Below are 19,200 nucleotides of genomic sequence, written 5' to 3'. Positions count from 1 at the left end.
AGCAAAGCTGCTTGAGCTCATACCTTGTTCCCCTTTTTGAGCCTGTGATACGCTATCAAGATGCGACACGAAACAGCTGTCTGCCCAGCAGGTATACCTCCCACGAACCTCCTGGCCCTTGATGAAGAAGGGATGAATCGGCTCGTGCGGAAATTTGTATGGCCCCGCTACCGAGCCGGTCAGATTTTACGCTGGTTGTATCAACGTCGAGCCAACGACATCCACCAAATGACGGACCTTGGCCAAGGGGAAAGAACTGCGCTGGCTTCAGTGGCAACGATTCCGCGTGCCACACACTGCACGGTTTACCGCTCGATCGATCATACGAGAAAATTGGTGCTCACCCTCAACGATGGGCTCACCATTGAAACGGTACTGATTCCCGAAGACGACCGTCTAACCCTCTGTGTGTCAACACAAGTCGGCTGTACCCTAGACTGCGAATTCTGCCTGACCGGCACAATGGGGTTGAAACGGAACTTGAAGCCGCATGAAATTATGGAACAGGTGCTCACGGCCCAGGATTGCCTTGAGTCCGGTGAACGGATTACCAACATCGTCTTTATGGGAATGGGCGAGCCCCTCGCCAACATGGATGCCTTGTCAGAAGCGGTTCGTCGACTCACGAATAAGTCGTGGGGGCTCGGATGGTCGCCGAGACGCATCACGGTATCGACTGCCGGCCTGGCGGCACGATTGAAAGACGTCGCTCCACTCGGCGTCAATCTGGCCATCTCGCTGAACGCGACGACAGACGACCAGCGTGCCAGCCTGATGCCGGCCGTGAATTGCATTGCTTCGCTCAAGACTTTGCTCTCCGCATGCCGTCGTTACCCCTTGCCGCTAACCAGACGACTTACTTTCGAGTACGTCCTACTGGCCGGGGTGAACGATCAACCGGACGATGCCCGCAGGCTCACCAAGCTCGTCCGAGGGATCAGATGTAAAATCAATCTGATCCCCTTCAATGAATTTCCCGGAAGTCCCTTCCGCCGCCCATCGGAACGTGACATTTTGGCCTTTCAAGCCATCGTGCGACAGGATGGCCTCGATGTGTTTGTCCGTAGGAGCCGTGGACGCGATGTCCTCGGCGCCTGCGGCCAATTAGGCAATCTCTCACCCCATTACGCAGCACGTGCCTTGACACAAATCGAAGCGCGTTGCTAGCATGCGTGGTGCCCACCCCCCAACCATGACCCGGCTGAATTCTCGACACCTCATGCAACTATCCTGGGTGATTCTCGCGAGCATGCTTGTGCTCGCTTTTGTATCGCCTGCCGTCGCAATGGAACCTCGGGAGTTCATCCTCTCCAATGGGATGAAAGTTCTGTTAGTCGAAGTTCCTAAGGCGCCGGTCGCCACCGTCCAGGTCTGGTATAAGGTCGGTTCACGCAACGAAGTCATGGGCCGTGCCGGCCTATCCCATATGCTTGAACATATGATGTTCAAGGGCACCACAAAGTACCCGAAAGGAACCTTCTCCCGTCTCATCAGGAAAAACGGCGGGATGGACAACGCCTTCACCAGCCAGGACTACACCGCCTACTTCGAGAACCTCGCAGCCGACCGCGTCGAGTTGGCCTTGGAGCTTGAGGCTGATCGGATGCAGGGTCTCATTCTCGATCGGAGTGAGCTCATGACGGAGCGAGAAGTTGTGAAGGAGGAGCGACGGCTACGCACAGAAGACGATCCACAGGGCGCGCTCGTCGAGGCACTCTTCGCCCAGGCTTACCTCAGCCATCCTTACCATTGGCCGGTGATCGGCTGGTTCAGTGACCTGGATGCAATGACCCTGGATGACTTGCAACGCCACTACGACACCTATTACTCACCCAACAACGCAACCCTCATCGTGGTAGGGGACATCAACGCCGACAGTTTGCTCCCGACGATTAAACAGTTGTTTGAACCGATTCCTCGAGGACCGGATCCCAAACCGATTACCACCTTGGAACCTGATCAAAAGGGCGAACGTCGCTTCCTCCTGAAGCGGGATGCGCAAGTTCCCTTCGTCATGATGGGTTATCGCGTGCCAAATTTTACGAGCGAAGACTCGTACGCTCTCGACATTCTGGACTCGATTCTGTCGCATGGGAAAAGTTCGCGCCTCTATCAAAACCTCGTGTACGAGCAAAAATCCTCGCTGGCAGTCGGAGCAGAGTACAGCTTGCTGCAGACCGACCCTGGGCTTTTTTACTTCTATGCCCTTGTGAGCCCAGGCCAAAAGCCGGAAGCGGTCGAAGAAGCCCTTCATCGAGAGATCAAGCGTCTCCAGACCGACCCCCCGAGCGAGCAAGAGCTTCAGCGCGCGAAAAACCAGGTTGAATCGACCCATGTCTTCGAACAGGACTCCAACTTCCGGTATGCGATGTTGCTCGGAGAGGCTGAATCCGTCGGAGCCGGGTGGCGGAAAATCGACCAGTTTATCGAACGGATCAGGGCAGTGACGGCCAAGGATATCCAACGTGTCGCACGCCAGTACTTAACCGAAGACAATCGGACGGTCGGGACCTTGATTCCCCTGCCTTCCAAACAGCCAGAAGCGCCCTCCGCCGCCGTGCACCAAGGTGGGCCCTAATCATGCCAACGATGAGTCAACCTCCTATCTCGCCACGAAGACAAGCGATCCTGGTTCTCGTGATGGGGCTCTGTGCCTTCCTCTTGGGAAGCCGTCCCGTCATCGCGGCCGAAATCGCGCCGACCAAATTTGTGACCGCCAACGGCATGACGGTGATCGTCCTCGAGCAGCGTTTCCTCCCCATCGTTGAAATCCACGCACTGATCAAAGCCGGCTCCGCCCAAGATCCTGCTGACAAAGCAGGACTCGCAAACCTCGTTGCCAGTCTCCTGGATGAAGGAACGACCACGCGCACGTCAAAACAGCTGTCGGAACAAATCGATTTCGTCGGCGGAGCCCTGGAAGCCAAGGCTTCAGAGGACTTTACCACCGCCTCTGCCCGCGTACTCAAGAAAGATATCGAGCTTGGCTTTACCCTGCTCGCGGACATGCTGCAACACCCCGCGTTCGCTAAGCAGGAATTCGAGCGGATTCGCACCCAAATCCTGGGCGAGATGGCAAGCGATAATGACGACCCCGGCCGTATTGCCATGAAGGCGTTCAACCAGCTTGTCTTCCACGGGCACCCCTACCGTTGGCCTGTCAATGGAACAGAGGAGACGCTCCACAAGATCACCCTGGCCGACGTGCAGGCCTTCTACGGACGGGAATATTCCCCTTCCCAGGTCATCTTGACCATTGTCGGCGATATTACCCTTGAACAAGCGACTGCGCTGACACAGACCCATTTTGGAGCCTGGAAAAAAGGAGCCGTGGCGGCACGGAACATGAAAAATCCCGCTCCGGTCGAACGAAGAACGGTCCAACTCATTGAGAAAGATCTCACCCAATCAACCATCATACTTGGTCATGCAGGCATCCCACGCACGCACCCTGATTTTTATACGGTTACGGTGATGAATTACATCCTGGGGGCTGGTGGGTTTTCTTCCCGGTTAATGGACTCAATTCGTGACAAGCAGGGATTGGCCTACGGGATCATGAGCCACTTCGATGCCCGGCTGATGCCCGGTTCATTCTGGGTGAACCTCCAAACCAAGACGGAGACGACGAATCAAGCCATTGCCGGAGTCCTGTCCGAAATCAAATCCATTCGTGACGCTCCCGTATCCGACCAGGAATTGGCCGAGGCCAAATCATTCTTGATTGGCAGCTTCCCGTTACGATTTGACTCCACGGCGAAACTCGCGAACGTGCTTGCCCAAGTGGAGTTCTACGGGCTTGGGTTCGAATATTTTTTGGAATACTCAAAGTGGATCGACCGGGTCACGAAGGAGGACGTGCAGCGCGTTGCCAAACAATACCTGGACCCCAAGCGGTATGCCTTGGTAGTGGTGGGCAATACCGCCAAGGCAAAGGTCAAGCGCTAGGCACTGTGTGTCACAACCCCCTAACAGGCATTCATGTTGACCGAATCTCTCCAAGTTAAGCTCAATACGCTCCGCCGGATGATTTTGGACCTGCAGTCCGTCCTAGTCGCCTTTTCCGGGGGAATCGACAGTACCGTCGTCCTCAAAATCGCCCATGAACAACTTGGTGACCATGCGTTGGCTGTCACTGCTGTCTCACCGACGTTTCCCCAGGTCGAGCTCGATGTTGCGAAACGCGTAGCTTCGGAGATTGGCGTTCGGCACGAACTGGTCCACACCGATCAACTCGAAGTCGCAGCCTTTGTTCAGAACGATGCAACCCGCTGCTTCCATTGCAAGACCGATCTCTATCAATTGCTGGACGGACTGCGCGAGCCGCACGCAAGTCGATGGATTGTGGACGGAACGAATCTCGACGATCTCGGGGATGATCGACCGGGAATCAAAGCGGCACGCGAGTGGGGAGTGCGAAGCCCGCTGGTTGAGGCCTCTCTCTCCAAGTCCGATGTGCGAGCACTCGCCCAGGCCTTAGGCCTCTCCAATTGGGATAAGCCGGCGGCTGCCTGCCTTTCTTCCAGAATTCCTCGGGGCACACCGATTACGATCGACAGTCTCCGTCGCGTGGAGCAGGCCGAAGACATTCTGCAGGCTGAGGGGTTTCGCCACGTACGTGTACGGGAGCATGGAGACGTAGCGCGAATCGAGGTTGGGGCGGAGGAGTTTTCTCGGTTGAATCAGCCCACTCTACGCGCGCATATCAGCGCTCGTCTCCGTCAGGCAGGATTTCGCTTCGTCTGTGTGGATTTGGAAGGGTACAGGCCTGGCGGGATCAGCCTTGGGTGACCCCGCCAGGTTCAGACATTATCGTTGGTAGGACTTTGACAAGGCCTCCAGCGCCTCGTCTGCAAATTTCCGGTGGTCCGCCTCGTTCAGACTTCGCTGCACGACCTTCTCCGCAACCATCAATGCCAAATTGGTGGTTTGGGCCCGAATATCCTGAATCGCCTTGCGCCGCTCTTGATCGATTTCACGCGTCGCATCGCCCTTGATCCGCTCAGCTTCAACCGTCATCCGCTGCTCATTTTCCTCCATGAGCCGCTGTGCCCGATCCTTCGCCGCGGCCAGGATTCCTTCCGCCTCTTTCGCGGCGGAGTTCAATTTGGCTTCGTACTCCTTGAGCTTCAACTCCGCTTCTGAGCGATGCCGCTCGGCCTGATCGAGACTGTCTTTGATTTTCTTTTCCCGCTCTTCCAAGACGCTCAAGATACCCGGAAAAGCAAACTTGTATAAGACGAAAAGGAGAATGACGAACGATACGATTTCCCAAAAAATCAGGGAAGAAAAGAAATGAGATTCAAACTGCGGCATGTGAGCTTCCTACCCTACCCCTTGCGGAGTCCCATAATGATGAACACAACGACCAGGCCATACAGTGCGATGGCTTCCACCAGCGCGAACCCAATCCACATATACTTTGTGACACGAGCTTCCGCCTCAGGCTGGCGCGCCACCACTTCAATGACCTTCCCGAAGATGTAGCCGATCCCCACACCTGCTCCGGCAAACCCTGCTGCTGCACAACCCATCCCTATCAACCCTGCTGCTGCTAAATCCATTGTTTGTCTATCCTCCTTTATGAAAACTCAATATACTTGAACACGCTCTCAATTTGTCTCCCGGCAGATCCGTAACCATCGACCACCTTGAGGCATTCCGCACGAGTCTGACGAAGAGGTTACGACGGTCAGTGCGCGTGCTCCTCGTGGCCATGTAGATGGTAGGCGTCCCCTAAGTAAACGCAGGTCAATATGGTGAAAATATAGGCTTGGATAAACGCGATCCCGACTTCCAGCCCATAGATCGCAACCGTGAATGCAAAGGGTAACCACCCGATCAATAGTCCGCCGCTGATTGCCATGCCGAACAGAACTCCGAGAATGACGTGTCCCGCCGTCATGTTTGCAAATAACCGAACGGCCAGTGAAATGGGCCTCGCCAACTGACTCATCAGCTCAATCGGTATCATCAATGGGAGCAGCCAGCCAGGCGTGCCCGGCGGTACAAGAATTCCCAGGAACTTAAATCCGTGTAACAAGAACCCCATCATCAGACTGATCCCATACACCACGGAGGCGAACACGGCTGTCACGACAATCTGACTCGTCACCGTATAGCTGCCAGGGACCAACCCGACAAGATTGCAAAAAAGAATAAAGAGAAACAAGGTCGCGATGAGGGGGAAAAATCGCATTCCATCCTTACCCATCGTGTCCAAGATCATGCTCCGAATGAAATCCACCATCATTTCCGCTATGCTTTGCAGCTTACCAGGCACCAGCTTACGCGCCGATCCTGCGATGACCATAAGCACGGCCACCAGGGAAATCACAACCCACATCATCACAACGGCCTTATTGATGGAGATATCCAATCCTCCTATCGAGATCGGGATCCAGTCGTGAAGTTCGAAAGAATGAAGAGGGCCTTCTTCCATCGCGTGCTCTTGCTCTCTCTATACGAAAGACGTTAGGCCTTCGGCCAGCGCTGCACAGACCGGTATGCGTTTCTGATCCCTGTCACGACACCCAATATAAGACCGCCAACCATCCCCCAGGGAGTAGAATCCAAAAGGTAGGTGTCACACACCCATCCCAATCCTCCTCCGACAATCAGCGCAGCGACCAGATCGCTTGCGATCCTGACCGCTTGGCCAAGCCCCGTGTACAATGGATCCTGTGAAGGGGGCATGTCGTACCCACGGAGGAGAGTGCAATGCAGCCCACGATGCAATGACTCTGCCGGTGGCGGGCTCGCAATTCAACCAGAATCGTCCTAATGTTGTCAAGCTGTGGCTTGCGCTGTGACACGGCAGACGCAGTCGAGTATAGTGCATTGGGCGTATGCGAAAAGCGGTACACGTTTACCCATGACTCGTGTGTCCCAACCATCATTCTTGAGCGGTGTCCCACAACCCTTGGTCCTTACGATGGAGGGGCGAGGGAGGACACCCTTTGAGCTGTACCGCATCATTGCGTCTCCCGCTCAGCCTTCGTTCCTACTCGAAAGCGGGAAGGGGGCAGGCGGAGGGAGCCGCTACTCCTATCTGGGGAGTAATCCCTTTTCGGTGCTGACCGGGCGACAAGGGCGGGCGCCAGCTCAAACCCACGGGGGATACGAGTGGTCTTCGGAAGATTCTCTTGGAAGCCTCTGCCGTCTATTTGCCGGCCCACGGGTCGAGCCTCCTCCAGATTTGCCTCATTTTATCGGTGGAGCCGTCGGCTATCTGAGCTACGACCTAGTACGAGAATATGAGATACTGCCGGCGATCGCCAAGGATGATCTGCTGCTCCCCTATTTACAATTTGGCCTCTATGACATCGTCATCGCTGTCGACCATCAGGCCAGCCTCGTACAGATCATTTTTTGCCCGCCCATAGAACGATTTTTGGGAGAATCTCGTGAGAAGCTTTACCGCGAGGGCCTGGACCGGCTGGCCGAGTGGCAAGCCAAGCTGGATAGCACACCACCTCCCCTCACTGCGTCGCCCCCCCTCAATCAGATCGCTTTTCATCCGGACCAGACACGGGACGCCTATATTCAACGGGTCCGGCGTTGCCAGCAGTATATTGCGGCAGGAGACATCTACCAGGCCAATCTGTCGCATCGATTCACTCTGGAACCTCGTAGCACCTACGACGCCCGTGTGGATCGACAGCCCCACGAGCAGGAACTCTATCGGCGTCTGCAAGCCATTAACCCATCGCCGTTCTCAGGGCTTGTGCACTTCGACGAGGTCACGCTGATCAGTGCTTCACCCGAACGGCTCATCCGCCTCCATGACGGTCGGGTGGATACACGCCCGCTTGCCGGAACCAGGCCTCGTGGGCTCGACACCTATGACGATCAACGCCTCATCGGTGAGTTACTCGCAAATGAGAAGGAACGAGCCGAACACCTCATGCTCGTTGATCTCGAACGAAACGACCTGGGCCGTGTCTGCCAATACGGCACCGTGCAGGTCGATGAATTCATGGCCATTGAGCAATACTCCCACGTCAACCACATCGTGTCGAATATCAGCGGCGCCTTGAAACCGAACACGACGCCCCTCAACCTGATTCAGGCGCTATTCCCCGGAGGCACCATCACGGGCGTGCCAAAGATCCGCTGCATGGAGATTATTGAGGAGCTAGAACCGGTACGCCGCGGCCCCTACACCGGATCTTTTGGATACATCGGCTGGAACGGAGACCTCGATCTCAATATTGTCATTCGAACTCTGGTATGGTGTGGGGAGAAGGGCTACTTGCAGGTCGGGGCCGGGATTGTTGCCGACTCCGAACCGGCCAAAGAATACCAAGAAACGCTCCAGAAGGCCCAGGCCTTCTTCAGTGCACTGCGGCAGATGTAACAATGTTCATTTACCTCAATGACCGGTTCGTCAAAGAAGAGGAGGCCGTCGTCTCTGTTTTTGACCATGGTTTTCTCTATGGCGATGGGGTCTATGAAACGATTCGCTCTTATGGGGGCCGGATCTTCATGCGGGACCAACATCTTGCCCGGCTTCGCCGATCTGCGGATGCGATCGGCCTGACCATTCCGATTCTCGAGGACAGGTGGCCGGTACTCCTTCACGAGGCAATGACAAAGAATGACGTCGGCAATGATCGAGTCGATGCCTATCTCCGCATCACGATCACTCGCGGAGCAGGCGATATCGGCCTTGATCCGGCCTTATGCCCTATTCCCACCGTCGTGATCATGACCAAACCCCTCGCACCACCCTCGCCCCAGACCTATCAAAACGGCGTGAGCCTGGTTGTCGCCAAGACCAGGCGCAATCTTCCAACTGCTCTTGATCCTCAGATCAAAGCCACCAACTTTCTGAACAACATTCAAGCCAAACGGGAAGCGATCGCGGCTGGAGCCTTTGACTCCATCTTACTCAATTGGGAATCCCATCTGACAGAATGCACCGTCAGCAATCTCTTCTTCGTGCAGGCTGGCCGACTCTGTACCCCGGCACTTTCATGCGGCTTGCTGGACGGTATCACGCGCGATATCGTTCTCAACCTCGCTCGAGAGTTGCAGATCTCCGTCGAGGAAGGATCTTTCGGAGTCGAAGCGATCCATAAGGCAGACGAGTGTTTTGTCACGAACACAAGCATGGAGGTCATGCCGGTCACCAGGGTCGACGGGCATCCGATCGGGAATGGGATACCGGGGCCTCTCACCCAACAGCTCCATCGGCATTTTTCGGCCAACCGAAGACGTTTTCTAGAACCCTAGCAAGGCCATCCGCCCACAAACTCTTGTGTTTTTCCGCGCTCTTTACGGCTGACGGCACGGCACAAGATCTGCATTTTCTTGACTCCATGGAGCAGGCTGGTATCGTTCACCCATGCGCAACAACCTTTCTCTCAGCATGACCTCCTTCAGGCGGCACGCAGCCATTGGCCTAGCATCCTGGGTAATGGCCGGCATGAGCTCGCTGACCTTCTCTGTACCGACTACCACGGCAGAAATTTATCAGTATATCGGGCGCGACGGCTCAATCTCCCTTACCAACGTCCCGTCAGACTCGCGATACCAAAAAATCGAAGCCGAATCTAGCCGATTCCACACGACAATGTCTGAGCAAGAACTCGAACCAGTCATTCGTCGACACTCTTCGCAACAGCGGATCCATCCCGCACTGATTCGAGCCGTCATCAAAGCTGAATCCGACTTCGATCCACGGGCAGTGTCTCGCGCCGGCGCGATCGGCCTGATGCAACTCATGCCGCAGACAGCTATACGCCTGGATGTACGGGATATGTATAATCCGGATGATAATGTGGGCGGAGGGGCCAAATACCTACGACAGTTGCTAGATCGCTTCCATGGGAATTTACCACTCGCCCTGGCAGCCTATAATGCCGGAGAGAATGCCGTCGACCGTTATCAGGCACTCCCCCCGTTCGATGAGACGAGGCAATATGTCCGAAAGGTTCTCCGATACTACCGCACATTCCTGGTCCGCGACGGCGCCATCATGAAATACCCGGTCAGCCAATACGTCCCCGCGGAGATAAGAGTAGACCACGCGATTTCTGAATTGTCTTCCCGCTAACAGCTTCCCCGCTCGATAGGCGGCTGTGTTGTTGCCAGCCAGCCCGCTTGGTCTCTGGAAAATCTGACCGATAATGGGCTCCGACACTATTTTCCCGCCACAATGCCGCTTCCGCAACGCATTGCGCCACCTGTATCATGTTTTTCACCTCCAGCGCTGCTCGGCTCGCAAAGGGCTGACTCACGAGTTGGCCCCATCGCGACAATTGAGCACAGGCTCGGATGAGTGACTCGCCTGAACGAATGACGCCAACCTGTCCCCACATCGTTCGGCGAAGTGAGCTCCTCAGTTTTTCCACATCCTCCAGTATGCCAAATTGGCCCGCTCGGAGCGTGGCATCCTGAGACGAGATCATGGGGGACCTAGGCTGGCCGGCAAACGCCACAGCTGCCGATGCCGCACGAAGGCCAAATACTAATCCCTCAAGCAAGGAATTACTCGCCAGACGATTCGCTCCATGCACACCACTGCATGCCACTTCCCCGGCGGCAAAGAGCCCCGGAACAGACGTCGCACCGTTCAGATCGGTCCAGACCCCTCCCATCATATAATGAGCGCTGGGAGACACAGGGATCCACTCTTCTGTGATATCAATGTCATAGCGAAGACAGGTCGCATATATTGTCGGGAAACGTCGCTTCACAAACTCTGCGCCCAAGTGGGTCACATCGAGATAGACGTGCCGAGCTTTTGTGGTTGCCATCTCTGCCAAGATTGCCCTGGAAACAATATCCCGCGGCGCTAAGGCTCCCATGGGGTGGTAGCGTTGCATGAACAGCGCCCCTTTATTGTTGCGCAGCTGCGCACCGTCCCCCCGCATCGCTTCTGACAGTAAGAACGGCGGACTCGACGGCAAGTAGAGTGCCGTCGGATGAAATTGGACGAACTCCATATCTTGAAGCACAGCGCCAGCGCGCAGTGCCATGGCCATCCCATCGCCAGTGGCATTTGGAGGATTGGTCGTCCTCGCATAGATCTGCCCGGCCCCGCCGGTGGTCAAGACGACTGCGCGAGCCGGAAGGACGAACTGTCGACCAGACCCTTCATCCAGCACAACGGCCCCGCTGCAGCGCCCCGCCTCGACTACGAGATCCACGGTAAAGTGATGGTCCAATCGCTGAATACGCTCCTGCCTGTTCACCTCGGCAATTAACACCCGTACCATTTCGTTCCCCGTCGCATCCCCCCGCGCACGCAGAATGCGGCTTCTACTGTGGGCTGCCTCCCGAGCGAACGCGAACTTGCCGCCGACTTTGTCAAACTTGGCTCCCCACCTGATCAGTTCTTGAATCCGTTCGGGCCCTTCCTCAACGAGAACCCGCACCGCTTCTTTCCGGCAGAGCCCGTGCCCCGCTTTGAGCGTGTCGGTTAGATGAATGGCCACGTCGTCTTCTTCACTCATCGCCACAGCCACGCCACCCTGGGCATGAATCGAACTACTCTGGAGTGGATGCCCTTTCGTGAGTACCATGACACGTCCGGCACGGCTCAACTCCAGCGCGGCGCGGAGGCCGGCCACACCGCTTCCAATGACCAGGAAATCGGCCTCCACCGGAACACGCGATCGACGAGATGACATTAATTACTTCTTCTTGGAAGAACGTGTGGGGTCCGTCGTGGCCTGCCGAGCTTGTACACCAAAGGGAGAATCGCCCTGAATCCCGCGCAAAAGGATCGATTGAGTTCCGACCCACTGCAATTTCGAATGACCTCGCTGCCGGAGCCCTGAATCTTCCCCATCCTTTTTCCAAAGCCCCTGCCAATGCACGAACACATCGATGTTGTCCCCATCGATCATGATGCGCTCGGTCGCGAAGTCCAACGTGATGGTGCTAAATGTCTCGAAATCGCCCTTCGCCTCTTCCTTCAGCCGCTCAAGCTGGTCAACCGGCATCATCAGAGCTGCCAGATCCGAAGAATCTTCCCTCACATAGGCTAGGCGAAGCGCCTCCACCGCCCGATCGATACGGAGATACCGTTCGTGATCCTCAGGGTAGTGAACCTTCTTGCCACTGCAGCCGACAGCGAGAAACGCGATCGAGCCGGCCAGGATCAAGACGGGGAATAATGAGAATTTGTATGGCACCATCGTAATCGCAGTATAGGAATGGCAATCAGGCAGGTCAAGCGCCTGCGAGGCATACATCACCAAGCTCCCGGCGCCAGCCGTCGACCTCGGTCGAATCATAATCAATTTAATCCGTCGATGATCTTGCTATTTGAGGAGAAAACTTCTACACTCCGCGACTTGCAGGGGAGCGAACGCATGTCCAGTGTGCTGAAAAAACGCCGTAAAAAAATGCGCAAGCACAAGTACAAGAAGCTGCGCCGGCGTCAAAAGTTTGAACGTCGCAAAAACTAGACTGATACGAGAAGGGAGCGGAATGGTCCGTGCCCGAAGACGAAAGGATTGCAACGGCGTCCGGACTGCCATCTCCGTCTACCGTGGTGACTATCTCATTACCCCTCTACGAAATCGTGTGTCGCTGTCAGTCGCAAGTAGCTCATCGAGTCCAATACACAGTTCTAGCTGCCACGACGCTCCCGTTTGAGTCTTCCTCTCCGCTGCGCTTCCACGGTGCTCCATAACCACATCCTCACACAGTATGCTGCAAAACGATTCTCCTGTTGTGCCGCATGTGCGAACCATCGAATTGCACCTGTGCCAAAATAGTTTCCCAGTCTGCTAAGATCGTTCCTCATTATGTCTACCTTTTCACGATTTCTCCCATTTCTGAAGCCCTACCTGTCCCGCATGGTGCTGGCTGGTCTATTGGTCATGGGAGTCGCTGCCACCAATCTGGCTCTACTGCGATTGGCCGGAACACTGTGGGATATCATCACTGTGCAGCACGACCAGTCCAAGATGACGGACATGATCACCGGCTTTCTCGGACTCGTCATCCTGCAGGGGCTCTGTTCGATGGGCCATAGCTATCTGACCGCATGGATTTCACAGCGCATCATCGCCGACTTTCGCCGTCATCTCTTTGCGCATTTGCACACCCTATCGGTGAGCTTCTTTGCCCGTCGACGAACCGGAGAACTTCTCTCACGGCTGATGAGCGACGTGACGGTCATTCAATCGGTTGTCACAGAGACGCCGATCGACAGTGCAAAACAGCTCGTGACCTTTCTCGGAGGGATCACGTTCCTGCTGACGATGAATTGGCGCCTCTCTCTGTTGATTCTCATTCTGCTCCCCTTGCTCGTCCTCGCCGCCAAGATCTTCGGGCGAAAGTTGAAATCCCTCTCGACCTCGATTCAGGATCACACCGCGGCCATGAGTACCCTCATCGAGGAAGTGATCTCCGGCATTCGAATCGTGAAGTCTTTTGTCCAAACCCGGCGCGAGGAGACGAGATTTGCGGCTCAAGTCGAACAGACTTTGGCGTTAACGATGCGAAAGGCCGTCGTGATGGCAGTGTTTATTCCCGTCATTAGCCTCCTCACCTTTTCCGCAGCGGCGGCAGTGTTGTGGTATGGAGGGCTGCAGGTCATCGAAGGAACCGTCTCGCCAGGCGACCTCGTTGCGTTCGTCCTCTTTGCCGGTATACTCATCGGCCCCTTCAGTTCCGCCGCCCGCGTGTTCGCGCAGATCAGGGAGGCACAGGGGGCCACTGAACGGGTGTTCGAGATCCTAGACACGCGCTCCGAGGTGAGCGACTCCCCTTCGGCCACATCGCTGCCCACCGTCTCGGGGCATATCCGGGCAGAGCACGTCAGCTTTACCTATGATCCACGCCAACCGGTCTTGACGGATCTCTCGTTCGAAGCACTGCCTGGCGAGCTCGTCGCCATCGTCGGCCCTACCGGGGCCGGGAAAACGACCGTGATGAACTTGCTCCACCGTTTTTACGATCCAACAGAGGGGCGCATTACCATCGACGGGCATGATCTCCGCGAAGTCACTACTGATAGTTGGTATCGGCAGGTCGGACTGGTTCCGCAAGAAACGATCTTATTCGGCGGGACAATTTTCGACAATATCAGCTACGGGGACGAGAAGGCCTCTCATGACATTGTGGTCGCGGCAAGCCGTGCCGCCCACGCCCACGACTTCATCATGAGTTTCCCGGACCAATATCGGACCATCGTGGGGGAAAAAGGGATCAACTTGTCCGGCGGGCAGCGTCAACGCATCGCCATCGCCAGGGCCATCGTGAAAAATCCACGGATCTTATTGCTGGATGAAGCCACTTCTGCCCTCGACAGTGAGTCGGAACGACTCGTCCAGGAGGCACTGGAGCAACTCATGAAGGGCCGAACAACATTTGTGATTGCCCATCGGTTGACGACCATCCAGCGAGCCGATCGGATTCTCGTCCTCAACAAGGGGCGTCTCGTAGAAACCGGCACCCATGCCGAACTGATGGAACGTAAAGGGCTCTATCAGTACCTCTATACCCTCCGCCTCATCGAACTCCCCTCATAAGCTCTCCGCAGGATGCTCAAAAAGGCTGTCCAGCAAGGCCGCAGCGAGCTCAGAGGCGAGGCGTACACTTCGGTACGTTGAGCCTCTGAGCGATGCGAGAACGCTGCTGGCAGTCTTTTTCAGCATCCTGCCAGTTTACATCCCGACTGTTTCGATAATCCGGATATCTTCAGCCGTGAGAGTGAGCCGTTCAGCCTGAAGATCATCTTTCATATGCTGTTCGTTCGTGGTACCGGTCAATGGAAGCATCCCGACCTGCATGGCAAATCGAAACACGACTTGCGCAAGACCGGTCTTTAACCGTTGGGCAATGACTCGAACGTTTGGATCGCTAAAAACTTCCCGGTTGGCAGTCAAGAGCGAAAAGCCTTGATAGATGATGCCCTGGGTCCGGCAGATCTCCCGCACCTCTTTGTCCCACCCAAGCGCGGCATAGCAACGATTCTGCACCATCATGGGTTTCACGGCCGCCTTGGCACAGAGCTGAGTGAGTTGCTCGGGAGTGACATTGCTGATCCCGATCATCTTCGTTTTCCCTGACTGATAGAGCCCTTCGATGGCGGCCCACACCTCCCAGTCCGCAGCTCCCAATCCCTGCCGCTGATAGGGCCCGTGTAACACATAGGAGTCGAGATAGTCAGTGTGCAAGTGAGCTAACGAGCTGTCGAAAGACTGGACCACTTGGGTCGTGAGAGCGGCCGAGGCATCGTATGGGGTGCGATGGTCCTGACCATTCGTCGGCGTAAATTTGGTCTGAAGAAACAGGCGGTCGCGCGGAATCCCTTGCTGCGCAAGGGCCAGTAGGGCATCCCCGACCTGGGCTTCCTGGTAATGGATCAGTTGGTTGGCCGTATCGATAGCCGTGAAGCCAGCAACCACAGCTAACCGCACCAGCTGTGCCGTGGCTTCCTTTTTCCATGCCGTGCCATACATAAACGAAGGAACGGGCACATTGTTATAGGTAGTCAAGGGCATGTGTCGACTCCAAGATGAATAGACTGCTGATGTCCGCAGGGGGTACGCTGCGATCCGTTACGAAGAGGCGGCATGCCGGGCTCGAATGAGCTCCGACACGGGGTAACCCAGTTGCTGGGCTCGCTCGACCAGACGCTGATATGTAGCCTCGTCAAGCTGATGGGTCCGAGACAAGATCCAGAGATATCGACGATCCGGAGTCCCCACCATCGCAGTCCGGTACTCTGGATCGAGATCGAGTATCCAGTAGTTCCCGTCGCGGGATGAGCCAAACAACCGAGCGAACCAGTTATCGAACGTCACCGTGAGTCGCGCATTTGTCTCGGCATCGACGACCGTTGCAACTCCCTTCGCCCGCTCGACCCCTCCGGATTTCGTCACGCATTCATTGTGCACATCGATCGCCCCGTCTGGGCGACGGGAGTATATTGCCTTGGAATCCACGCAGTGACGTTGGAACCACATCGGGAGTCGCGCTATTTCGTACCACGTACCGGCATAGCGCGAGAGATCTACCGACACAACAGCCGATAGCTCACCTCTCGAATCCAGTCCTGCGCAGGAAACAAAATTAAGGCATAGGGTTATGAGCGTCAAACTGGCGCACACAGAATCTCGCCGGTTGGCGCAATCTCGCAATGAAAAGCCCCCCCGCCGACAGCAGCCTCTCCTCCCATTCCCAGGAGGCCACGGCAACGAACCGTGGCCTGGCTATTTTTCCAAGAAGAGCTTACCTCCGGACAGCAATCCCGTGAATATCCGCCGTTTCTTTTCCTTCTTTCATATTCGTGATAGCTGCTTGCCCTTTATAGTGACCGACTTTCCCTCCGCTATCCACGTGAATGACCCCGACACCAGGAATCGTCCCCTTGGCATTATTCACCGATTTGTCATTCCCCGTAAGTGGACTGGGGCCGCGCAATCCGACGAAGACATACTGCCCGTCCGGCGCGCTGTCTATGAGGTCTGGAGCTGGATCATTGTTTGCATCCGTCACCAGCTCAACCGAGCCCACGCTCAGGTTCGACAGCGTATCGATGATTTCGACGTTGTTCCCGGCCCGGTCCACACTCCACAGATAGCGTCCCATCCCGGCCATCCCGTGGGAATCGGCAAATTTCTCATCCCGTTGAGACACCAGCTTCGCGGAGATAGACTTCGGAAGCGCGGACAGATCGAGGGCGTACACGTCGTATGAAAGAGGCGCCACGGGCCAGCCTCCGCCGGAATTGATGTACATCGTCTCGCTGACCTGAACACCGCCGCAGCCGGCAGGGTGAACCTCATTGTTGTTGAGCATGGCCAGAAGATTCATCGGCGTGGTGGTGACATCGAACACCACTAGCCCTCCTCCCCGCAATGTGACAAAGGCATAGCGGCTGGACGACTCCGTGATCGGACAAATCGGCGAGGTATCAGGACGCTCTCCACCCTCCCACGTTGCGAGATTTACCACGTCCTTCTCGGGATCGAAGGTGAACGTGTGCTTGGCATAGTCGGTCCAGATGCGGATGAACTTCTTCTCTGCGATATTTGCCGCAATCGCCATCTTCTGATCAGGTGTCGGCCAAACCGCATGGACATTCTTCCCCATCAACAAACAGGCCACCGGCTTACGGGTTTGAGCATCCATAAAGAATGCATGGCCGCTCAGGAACGAGATGATGGCATGATTCTGGTCCTTATTGAAGAAGAGCATATGCGGACGCCGGACTGGTTTCTTGGTTGCCGATTCACAAAATGTGTTGATCTCACCGGCAAAATCGATGGTGACAACCGGTTTCGCAGCGTCAGGCTTCGCCGCAAGTGCTGCACCATCGTAGATGTAGAGAACACCTCCGCTTTCTTTTGCCGTATCGGATTGATCAGTGATCCACACTTCATAGGCGGAGGCCGGAGCTATACCACCGATTCCCACTCCCGCCCAGACCATGGCACTCACCGAGATGGAAAAAATATACCGAGCCAAAACTCTGCTCACCGACTCATAAGCCGTCATATCTGGCCTCCTTAAACCACATCTCACAGATACAAACATGCCACTTGCTGACAGGCAATGGCCCTCCCAGACGAAAGAGACGATCTAGCGTAGAAGGATTGCGTGAAGAGTTCAATAGGCTATCTGTCTAATAGATCGTTGGCACCGATGTGCTGCTGCTCGAAGCGCCCGTGAAGCGTGAAGACTATCTTGACGCGCTATCGGCGGTCCCTTGCAAATCCACTTCGAGCAGGACTGCGCTGCCTGGTTTCTTGGAACTAAGTCCGTCAACGGCCTTTCCTAAATTGTGGCGGGATACTTTGTCGAGGCGGAGGTGGTGACGACGGTGGCCGAGGCTGGTTGAAAAATGGAGCAGGCCTCCCAAAATATGGATAGGCTCCGTACGGCCGCCCCCAATAGCCAAACGGCGAGTAATACGGGCCATAGAAGGTAGCGGCACCGCCCGATGATTCTTGTGACGCGACTCTGGTCCAATCGGTCAAGTGTTTGATATCGAGAACGGGATAGGTGTATTCACTGTCATCCAGTGGTCTGGTCGTAGAGCCAGTGACAACCGCGACCACGGTAATCGCGGTGCCAGGAGGGACAGTTGCTGGATCGAGAAACTCTTCCCGAACAGCCAGGAAACGCCCTTCGGAACGGGTTCGCTCCGTTGTTGAGGGTCCTCCCCCTTCAGCAGGAAGTTGGAGAACCTCTATTTCTGTCCGTGTATCCGTCCGTTTGGACTTGATGACGACACCAGCGACCATGATGACCCGACCGACATAATTGCCGGGGGCCGAGCGAAGGTCGGCAAAGGCGACCGTGGTATCGATCTGTTGTTCCAGTTCAGGCGGTATAGAGATATAGCCTCTGCTCCGCTGGACCTGATGGGCCGACTCAGCACAGGCCGACAGGGTCAAAAGCCCGATAAGAAGAATGATGCCGATCCTGTGAGACATAGGAAATATCTACTCCTAGAAATGATAGGAGAGGCCGAACAAAATATTCTGTGCCCTGTAGTCTCCTTCAAATCCTCCCCCAGCGACGAACGCATCATCGAATCGCAATGTGGCCCCTGTATATTTGTATTCGGTAAAGACTGCAACGTAGGGGGTGACAAATGCGCGCAGGCCTGCAAGCAGATTCCATCCACCGTTGACACTGGTATCACTTCGGGTTGTGGTGGAGTCACTGATGTGGGCAATCACCGCACCCACACCGGCCCCCGCATATGGCTGAAAGGTGCGTCCCGGGTACCGGGCAAGAAGGTTGATTCCTACCGTGGTCAGACTCAAATGGACCCCGGGAATGTCATCCAAGTTTTTGATGTGCGGCGTGCTCTGCAGGACTTCGCCCTCAACCCCGAACCAACTGTGCTCAGCATAGTATCCGAGCTTGGCCCCATAACTGATCGAATTCTGGAGGTCAAAATCGGGGGCTCGAAGCCCCGCGTTGATATTCGTTCCGGAGATATCGGTGAGTTGATCCGCGAAGGTGACCCCAACCATTCCAGCCACATACCTTTCAGCAGAGGCGGAGCCAGGTATTCCGAAGGTCGCGATCGAGAGCCAGACTGCGAGAAGGCCAACGGCAATCCGAATCTTCGTCTCCACAGTGAAGTGATCTCCCTGTGAAAGGCTCCCTATCATCTTACTACCAGGCCGCCTGATTGCGTATAGCCCCTGCAAAGGCCGTTCCGTTCGCGGCTCAGACGCAATCATGAAGGTATGTAAGGAGAAGCGTACGGAG

20 protein-coding genes are annotated in these 19,200 nt (G+C 55.7%); 9 read left to right on the top strand and 11 right to left on the bottom strand.

The genetic code is table 11. The features are described 5' to 3' along the window. The first annotated feature begins 132 nt into the window (after positions 1-132). From rlmN to larE, 4 genes are read left to right on the top strand one after another with little or no spacing between them, the layout of a single operon-like run. The gene (gene rlmN, locus HZB34_00430; protein ID MBI5314418.1) at positions 133-1,167 is read left to right on the top strand and encodes a 23S rRNA (adenine(2503)-C(2))-methyltransferase RlmN; all 1,035 of its coding nucleotides are present in this window, start codon (positions 133-135) and stop codon (positions 1,165-1,167) included. 52 nt (positions 1,168-1,219) lie between these two features. After that, a complete protein-coding gene (locus tag HZB34_00425; protein ID MBI5314417.1) occupies positions 1,220-2,578 on the top strand; it encodes an insulinase family protein in 1,359 nt (452 codons plus the stop codon). 2 nt (positions 2,579-2,580) lie between these two features. After that, a complete protein-coding gene (locus tag HZB34_00420) occupies positions 2,581-3,948 on the top strand; it encodes an insulinase family protein (protein MBI5314416.1) in 1,368 nt (455 codons plus the stop codon). Between the two features lie 33 nt (positions 3,949-3,981). Continuing rightward, positions 3,982-4,791, top strand: a complete 810-nt coding sequence (gene larE / locus HZB34_00415; GenBank protein MBI5314415.1) for an ATP-dependent sacrificial sulfur transferase LarE — start codon at positions 3,982-3,984, stop codon at positions 4,789-4,791. A gap of 18 nt (positions 4,792-4,809) precedes the next feature. On the opposite strand, the gene atpF is transcribed toward larE, so the two are convergent. From atpF to HZB34_00395, 4 genes are all read right to left on the bottom strand, one after another. Next, entirely contained in the window at positions 4,810-5,316 is a 507-nt protein-coding gene (atpF, locus tag HZB34_00410; protein ID MBI5314414.1) for a F0F1 ATP synthase subunit B, read from the bottom strand. A 14-nt stretch (positions 5,317-5,330) separates the two neighbouring features. Then, positions 5,331-5,564 carry an ATP synthase F0 subunit C gene (atpE, locus tag HZB34_00405; GenBank protein MBI5314413.1) on the bottom strand — a complete coding sequence of 78 codons (234 nt, stop codon included), beginning with the start codon at positions 5,562-5,564 and terminating at the stop codon, positions 5,331-5,333. A gap of 128 nt (positions 5,565-5,692) precedes the next feature. After that, complete coding sequence (locus tag HZB34_00400; protein ID MBI5314412.1) at positions 5,693-6,442, bottom strand: F0F1 ATP synthase subunit A; 750 nt, start codon at positions 6,440-6,442, stop codon at positions 5,693-5,695. Between the two features lie 32 nt (positions 6,443-6,474). Next, the gene (locus tag HZB34_00395) at positions 6,475-6,696 is read right to left on the bottom strand and encodes an AtpZ/AtpI family protein (protein ID MBI5314411.1); all 222 of its coding nucleotides are present in this window, start codon (positions 6,694-6,696) and stop codon (positions 6,475-6,477) included. Positions 6,697-6,874: 178 nt separating this feature from the next. On the opposite strand from HZB34_00395, the gene HZB34_00390 reads away from it, so the two are divergent. The 3 genes from HZB34_00390 (at position 6,875) to HZB34_00380 (ending at position 10,060) form a co-directional block, all read left to right on the top strand. Further along, positions 6,875-8,359, top strand: coding sequence for an anthranilate synthase component I family protein (locus tag HZB34_00390; protein MBI5314410.1), 1,485 nt, complete (start codon positions 6,875-6,877; stop codon positions 8,357-8,359). Positions 8,360-8,361: 2 nt separating this feature from the next. Then, the gene (locus tag HZB34_00385; protein MBI5314409.1) at positions 8,362-9,237 is read left to right on the top strand and encodes an aminotransferase class IV; all 876 of its coding nucleotides are present in this window, start codon (positions 8,362-8,364) and stop codon (positions 9,235-9,237) included. A 184-nt stretch (positions 9,238-9,421) separates the two neighbouring features. Further along, positions 9,422-10,060, top strand: coding sequence for a lytic transglycosylase domain-containing protein (locus HZB34_00380; GenBank protein MBI5314408.1), 639 nt, complete (start codon positions 9,422-9,424; stop codon positions 10,058-10,060). Here HZB34_00380 and nadB read toward each other — a convergent pair. Continuing rightward, positions 9,996-11,639 carry an L-aspartate oxidase gene (nadB, locus tag HZB34_00375; GenBank protein MBI5314407.1) on the bottom strand — a complete coding sequence of 548 codons (1,644 nt, stop codon included), beginning with the start codon at positions 11,637-11,639 and terminating at the stop codon, positions 9,996-9,998. The two genes, HZB34_00380 and nadB, sit on opposite strands and share 65 nt — an antisense overlap. A gap of 3 nt (positions 11,640-11,642) precedes the next feature. Continuing rightward, complete coding sequence (locus HZB34_00370; protein MBI5314406.1) at positions 11,643-12,248, bottom strand: hypothetical protein; 606 nt, start codon at positions 12,246-12,248, stop codon at positions 11,643-11,645. 78 nt (positions 12,249-12,326) lie between these two features. Between HZB34_00370 and HZB34_00365 the strand changes: the two genes are divergently transcribed. Both HZB34_00365 and HZB34_00360 read left to right on the top strand, forming a co-directional pair. Beyond that, the gene (locus HZB34_00365; protein ID MBI5314405.1) at positions 12,327-12,422 is read left to right on the top strand and encodes an AURKAIP1/COX24 domain-containing protein; all 96 of its coding nucleotides are present in this window, start codon (positions 12,327-12,329) and stop codon (positions 12,420-12,422) included. A 342-nt stretch (positions 12,423-12,764) separates the two neighbouring features. After that, positions 12,765-14,495: an ABC transporter ATP-binding protein gene (locus tag HZB34_00360; GenBank protein ID MBI5314404.1), complete on the top strand. Its 1,731-nt coding sequence runs from the start codon at positions 12,765-12,767 to the stop codon at positions 14,493-14,495. Positions 14,496-14,630: 135 nt separating this feature from the next. Here the strand turns inward: HZB34_00360 and HZB34_00355 are convergent, their stop codons facing one another. The 5 genes from HZB34_00355 to HZB34_00335 all read right to left on the bottom strand — a co-directional run bounded on the left by HZB34_00355 (position 14,631) and on the right by HZB34_00335 (position 19,064). Beyond that, a complete protein-coding gene (locus HZB34_00355; GenBank protein ID MBI5314403.1) occupies positions 14,631-15,470 on the bottom strand; it encodes an aldo/keto reductase in 840 nt (279 codons plus the stop codon). Between the two features lie 57 nt (positions 15,471-15,527). Further along, positions 15,528-15,992, bottom strand: coding sequence for a lipocalin family protein (locus HZB34_00350; protein MBI5314402.1), 465 nt, complete (start codon positions 15,990-15,992; stop codon positions 15,528-15,530). 208 nt (positions 15,993-16,200) lie between these two features. Further along, a complete protein-coding gene (locus tag HZB34_00345) occupies positions 16,201-17,469 on the bottom strand; it encodes a hypothetical protein (protein MBI5314401.1) in 1,269 nt (422 codons plus the stop codon). A 266-nt stretch (positions 17,470-17,735) separates the two neighbouring features. After that, positions 17,736-18,410, bottom strand: a complete 675-nt coding sequence (locus HZB34_00340; GenBank protein ID MBI5314400.1) for a Slp family lipoprotein — start codon at positions 18,408-18,410, stop codon at positions 17,736-17,738. Positions 18,411-18,425: 15 nt separating this feature from the next. Next, positions 18,426-19,064: a porin family protein gene (locus HZB34_00335; protein ID MBI5314399.1), complete on the bottom strand. Its 639-nt coding sequence runs from the start codon at positions 19,062-19,064 to the stop codon at positions 18,426-18,428. Positions 19,065-19,200: the final 136 nt, after the last annotated feature.

The organism is Nitrospirota bacterium (genome assembly GCA_016219645.1).
In the GTDB taxonomy this organism is placed as follows: Bacteria; Nitrospirota; Nitrospiria; order Nitrospirales; family Nitrospiraceae; genus Palsa-1315.
This window is presented reverse-complemented; position numbering and strand designations above follow the sequence as displayed.

Coding starts and splice junctions, on each gene's coding strand:
- rlmN (MBI5314418.1), top strand. CDS start 133: ATGAATCGGCTCGTGCGGAAATTTGTATGGCCCCGCTACCGAGCCGGT.
- HZB34_00425 (MBI5314417.1), top strand. CDS start 1,220: ATGCAACTATCCTGGGTGATTCTCGCGAGCATGCTTGTGCTCGCTTTT.
- HZB34_00420 (MBI5314416.1), top strand. CDS start 2,581: ATGCCAACGATGAGTCAACCTCCTATCTCGCCACGAAGACAAGCGATC.
- larE (MBI5314415.1), top strand. CDS start 3,982: ATGTTGACCGAATCTCTCCAAGTTAAGCTCAATACGCTCCGCCGGATG.
- atpF (MBI5314414.1), bottom strand. CDS start 5,316: ATGCCGCAGTTTGAATCTCATTTCTTTTCTTCCCTGATTTTTTGGGAA.
- atpE (MBI5314413.1), bottom strand. CDS start 5,564: ATGGATTTAGCAGCAGCAGGGTTGATAGGGATGGGTTGTGCAGCAGCA.
- HZB34_00400 (MBI5314412.1), bottom strand. CDS start 6,442: ATGGAAGAAGGCCCTCTTCATTCTTTCGAACTTCACGACTGGATCCCG.
- HZB34_00395 (MBI5314411.1), bottom strand. CDS start 6,696: ATGCCCCCTTCACAGGATCCATTGTACACGGGGCTTGGCCAAGCGGTC.
- HZB34_00390 (MBI5314410.1), top strand. CDS start 6,875: ATGACTCGTGTGTCCCAACCATCATTCTTGAGCGGTGTCCCACAACCC.
- HZB34_00385 (MBI5314409.1), top strand. CDS start 8,362: ATGTTCATTTACCTCAATGACCGGTTCGTCAAAGAAGAGGAGGCCGTC.
- HZB34_00380 (MBI5314408.1), top strand. CDS start 9,422: ATGGCCGGCATGAGCTCGCTGACCTTCTCTGTACCGACTACCACGGCA.
- nadB (MBI5314407.1), bottom strand. CDS start 11,639: ATGTCATCTCGTCGATCGCGTGTTCCGGTGGAGGCCGATTTCCTGGTC.
- HZB34_00370 (MBI5314406.1), bottom strand. CDS start 12,248: ATGATTCGACCGAGGTCGACGGCTGGCGCCGGGAGCTTGGTGATGTAT.
- HZB34_00365 (MBI5314405.1), top strand. CDS start 12,327: ATGTCCAGTGTGCTGAAAAAACGCCGTAAAAAAATGCGCAAGCACAAG.
- HZB34_00360 (MBI5314404.1), top strand. CDS start 12,765: ATGTCTACCTTTTCACGATTTCTCCCATTTCTGAAGCCCTACCTGTCC.
- HZB34_00355 (MBI5314403.1), bottom strand. CDS start 15,470: ATGCCCTTGACTACCTATAACAATGTGCCCGTTCCTTCGTTTATGTAT.
- HZB34_00345 (MBI5314401.1), bottom strand. CDS start 17,469: ATGACGGCTTATGAGTCGGTGAGCAGAGTTTTGGCTCGGTATATTTTT.
- HZB34_00340 (MBI5314400.1), bottom strand. CDS start 18,410: ATGTCTCACAGGATCGGCATCATTCTTCTTATCGGGCTTTTGACCCTG.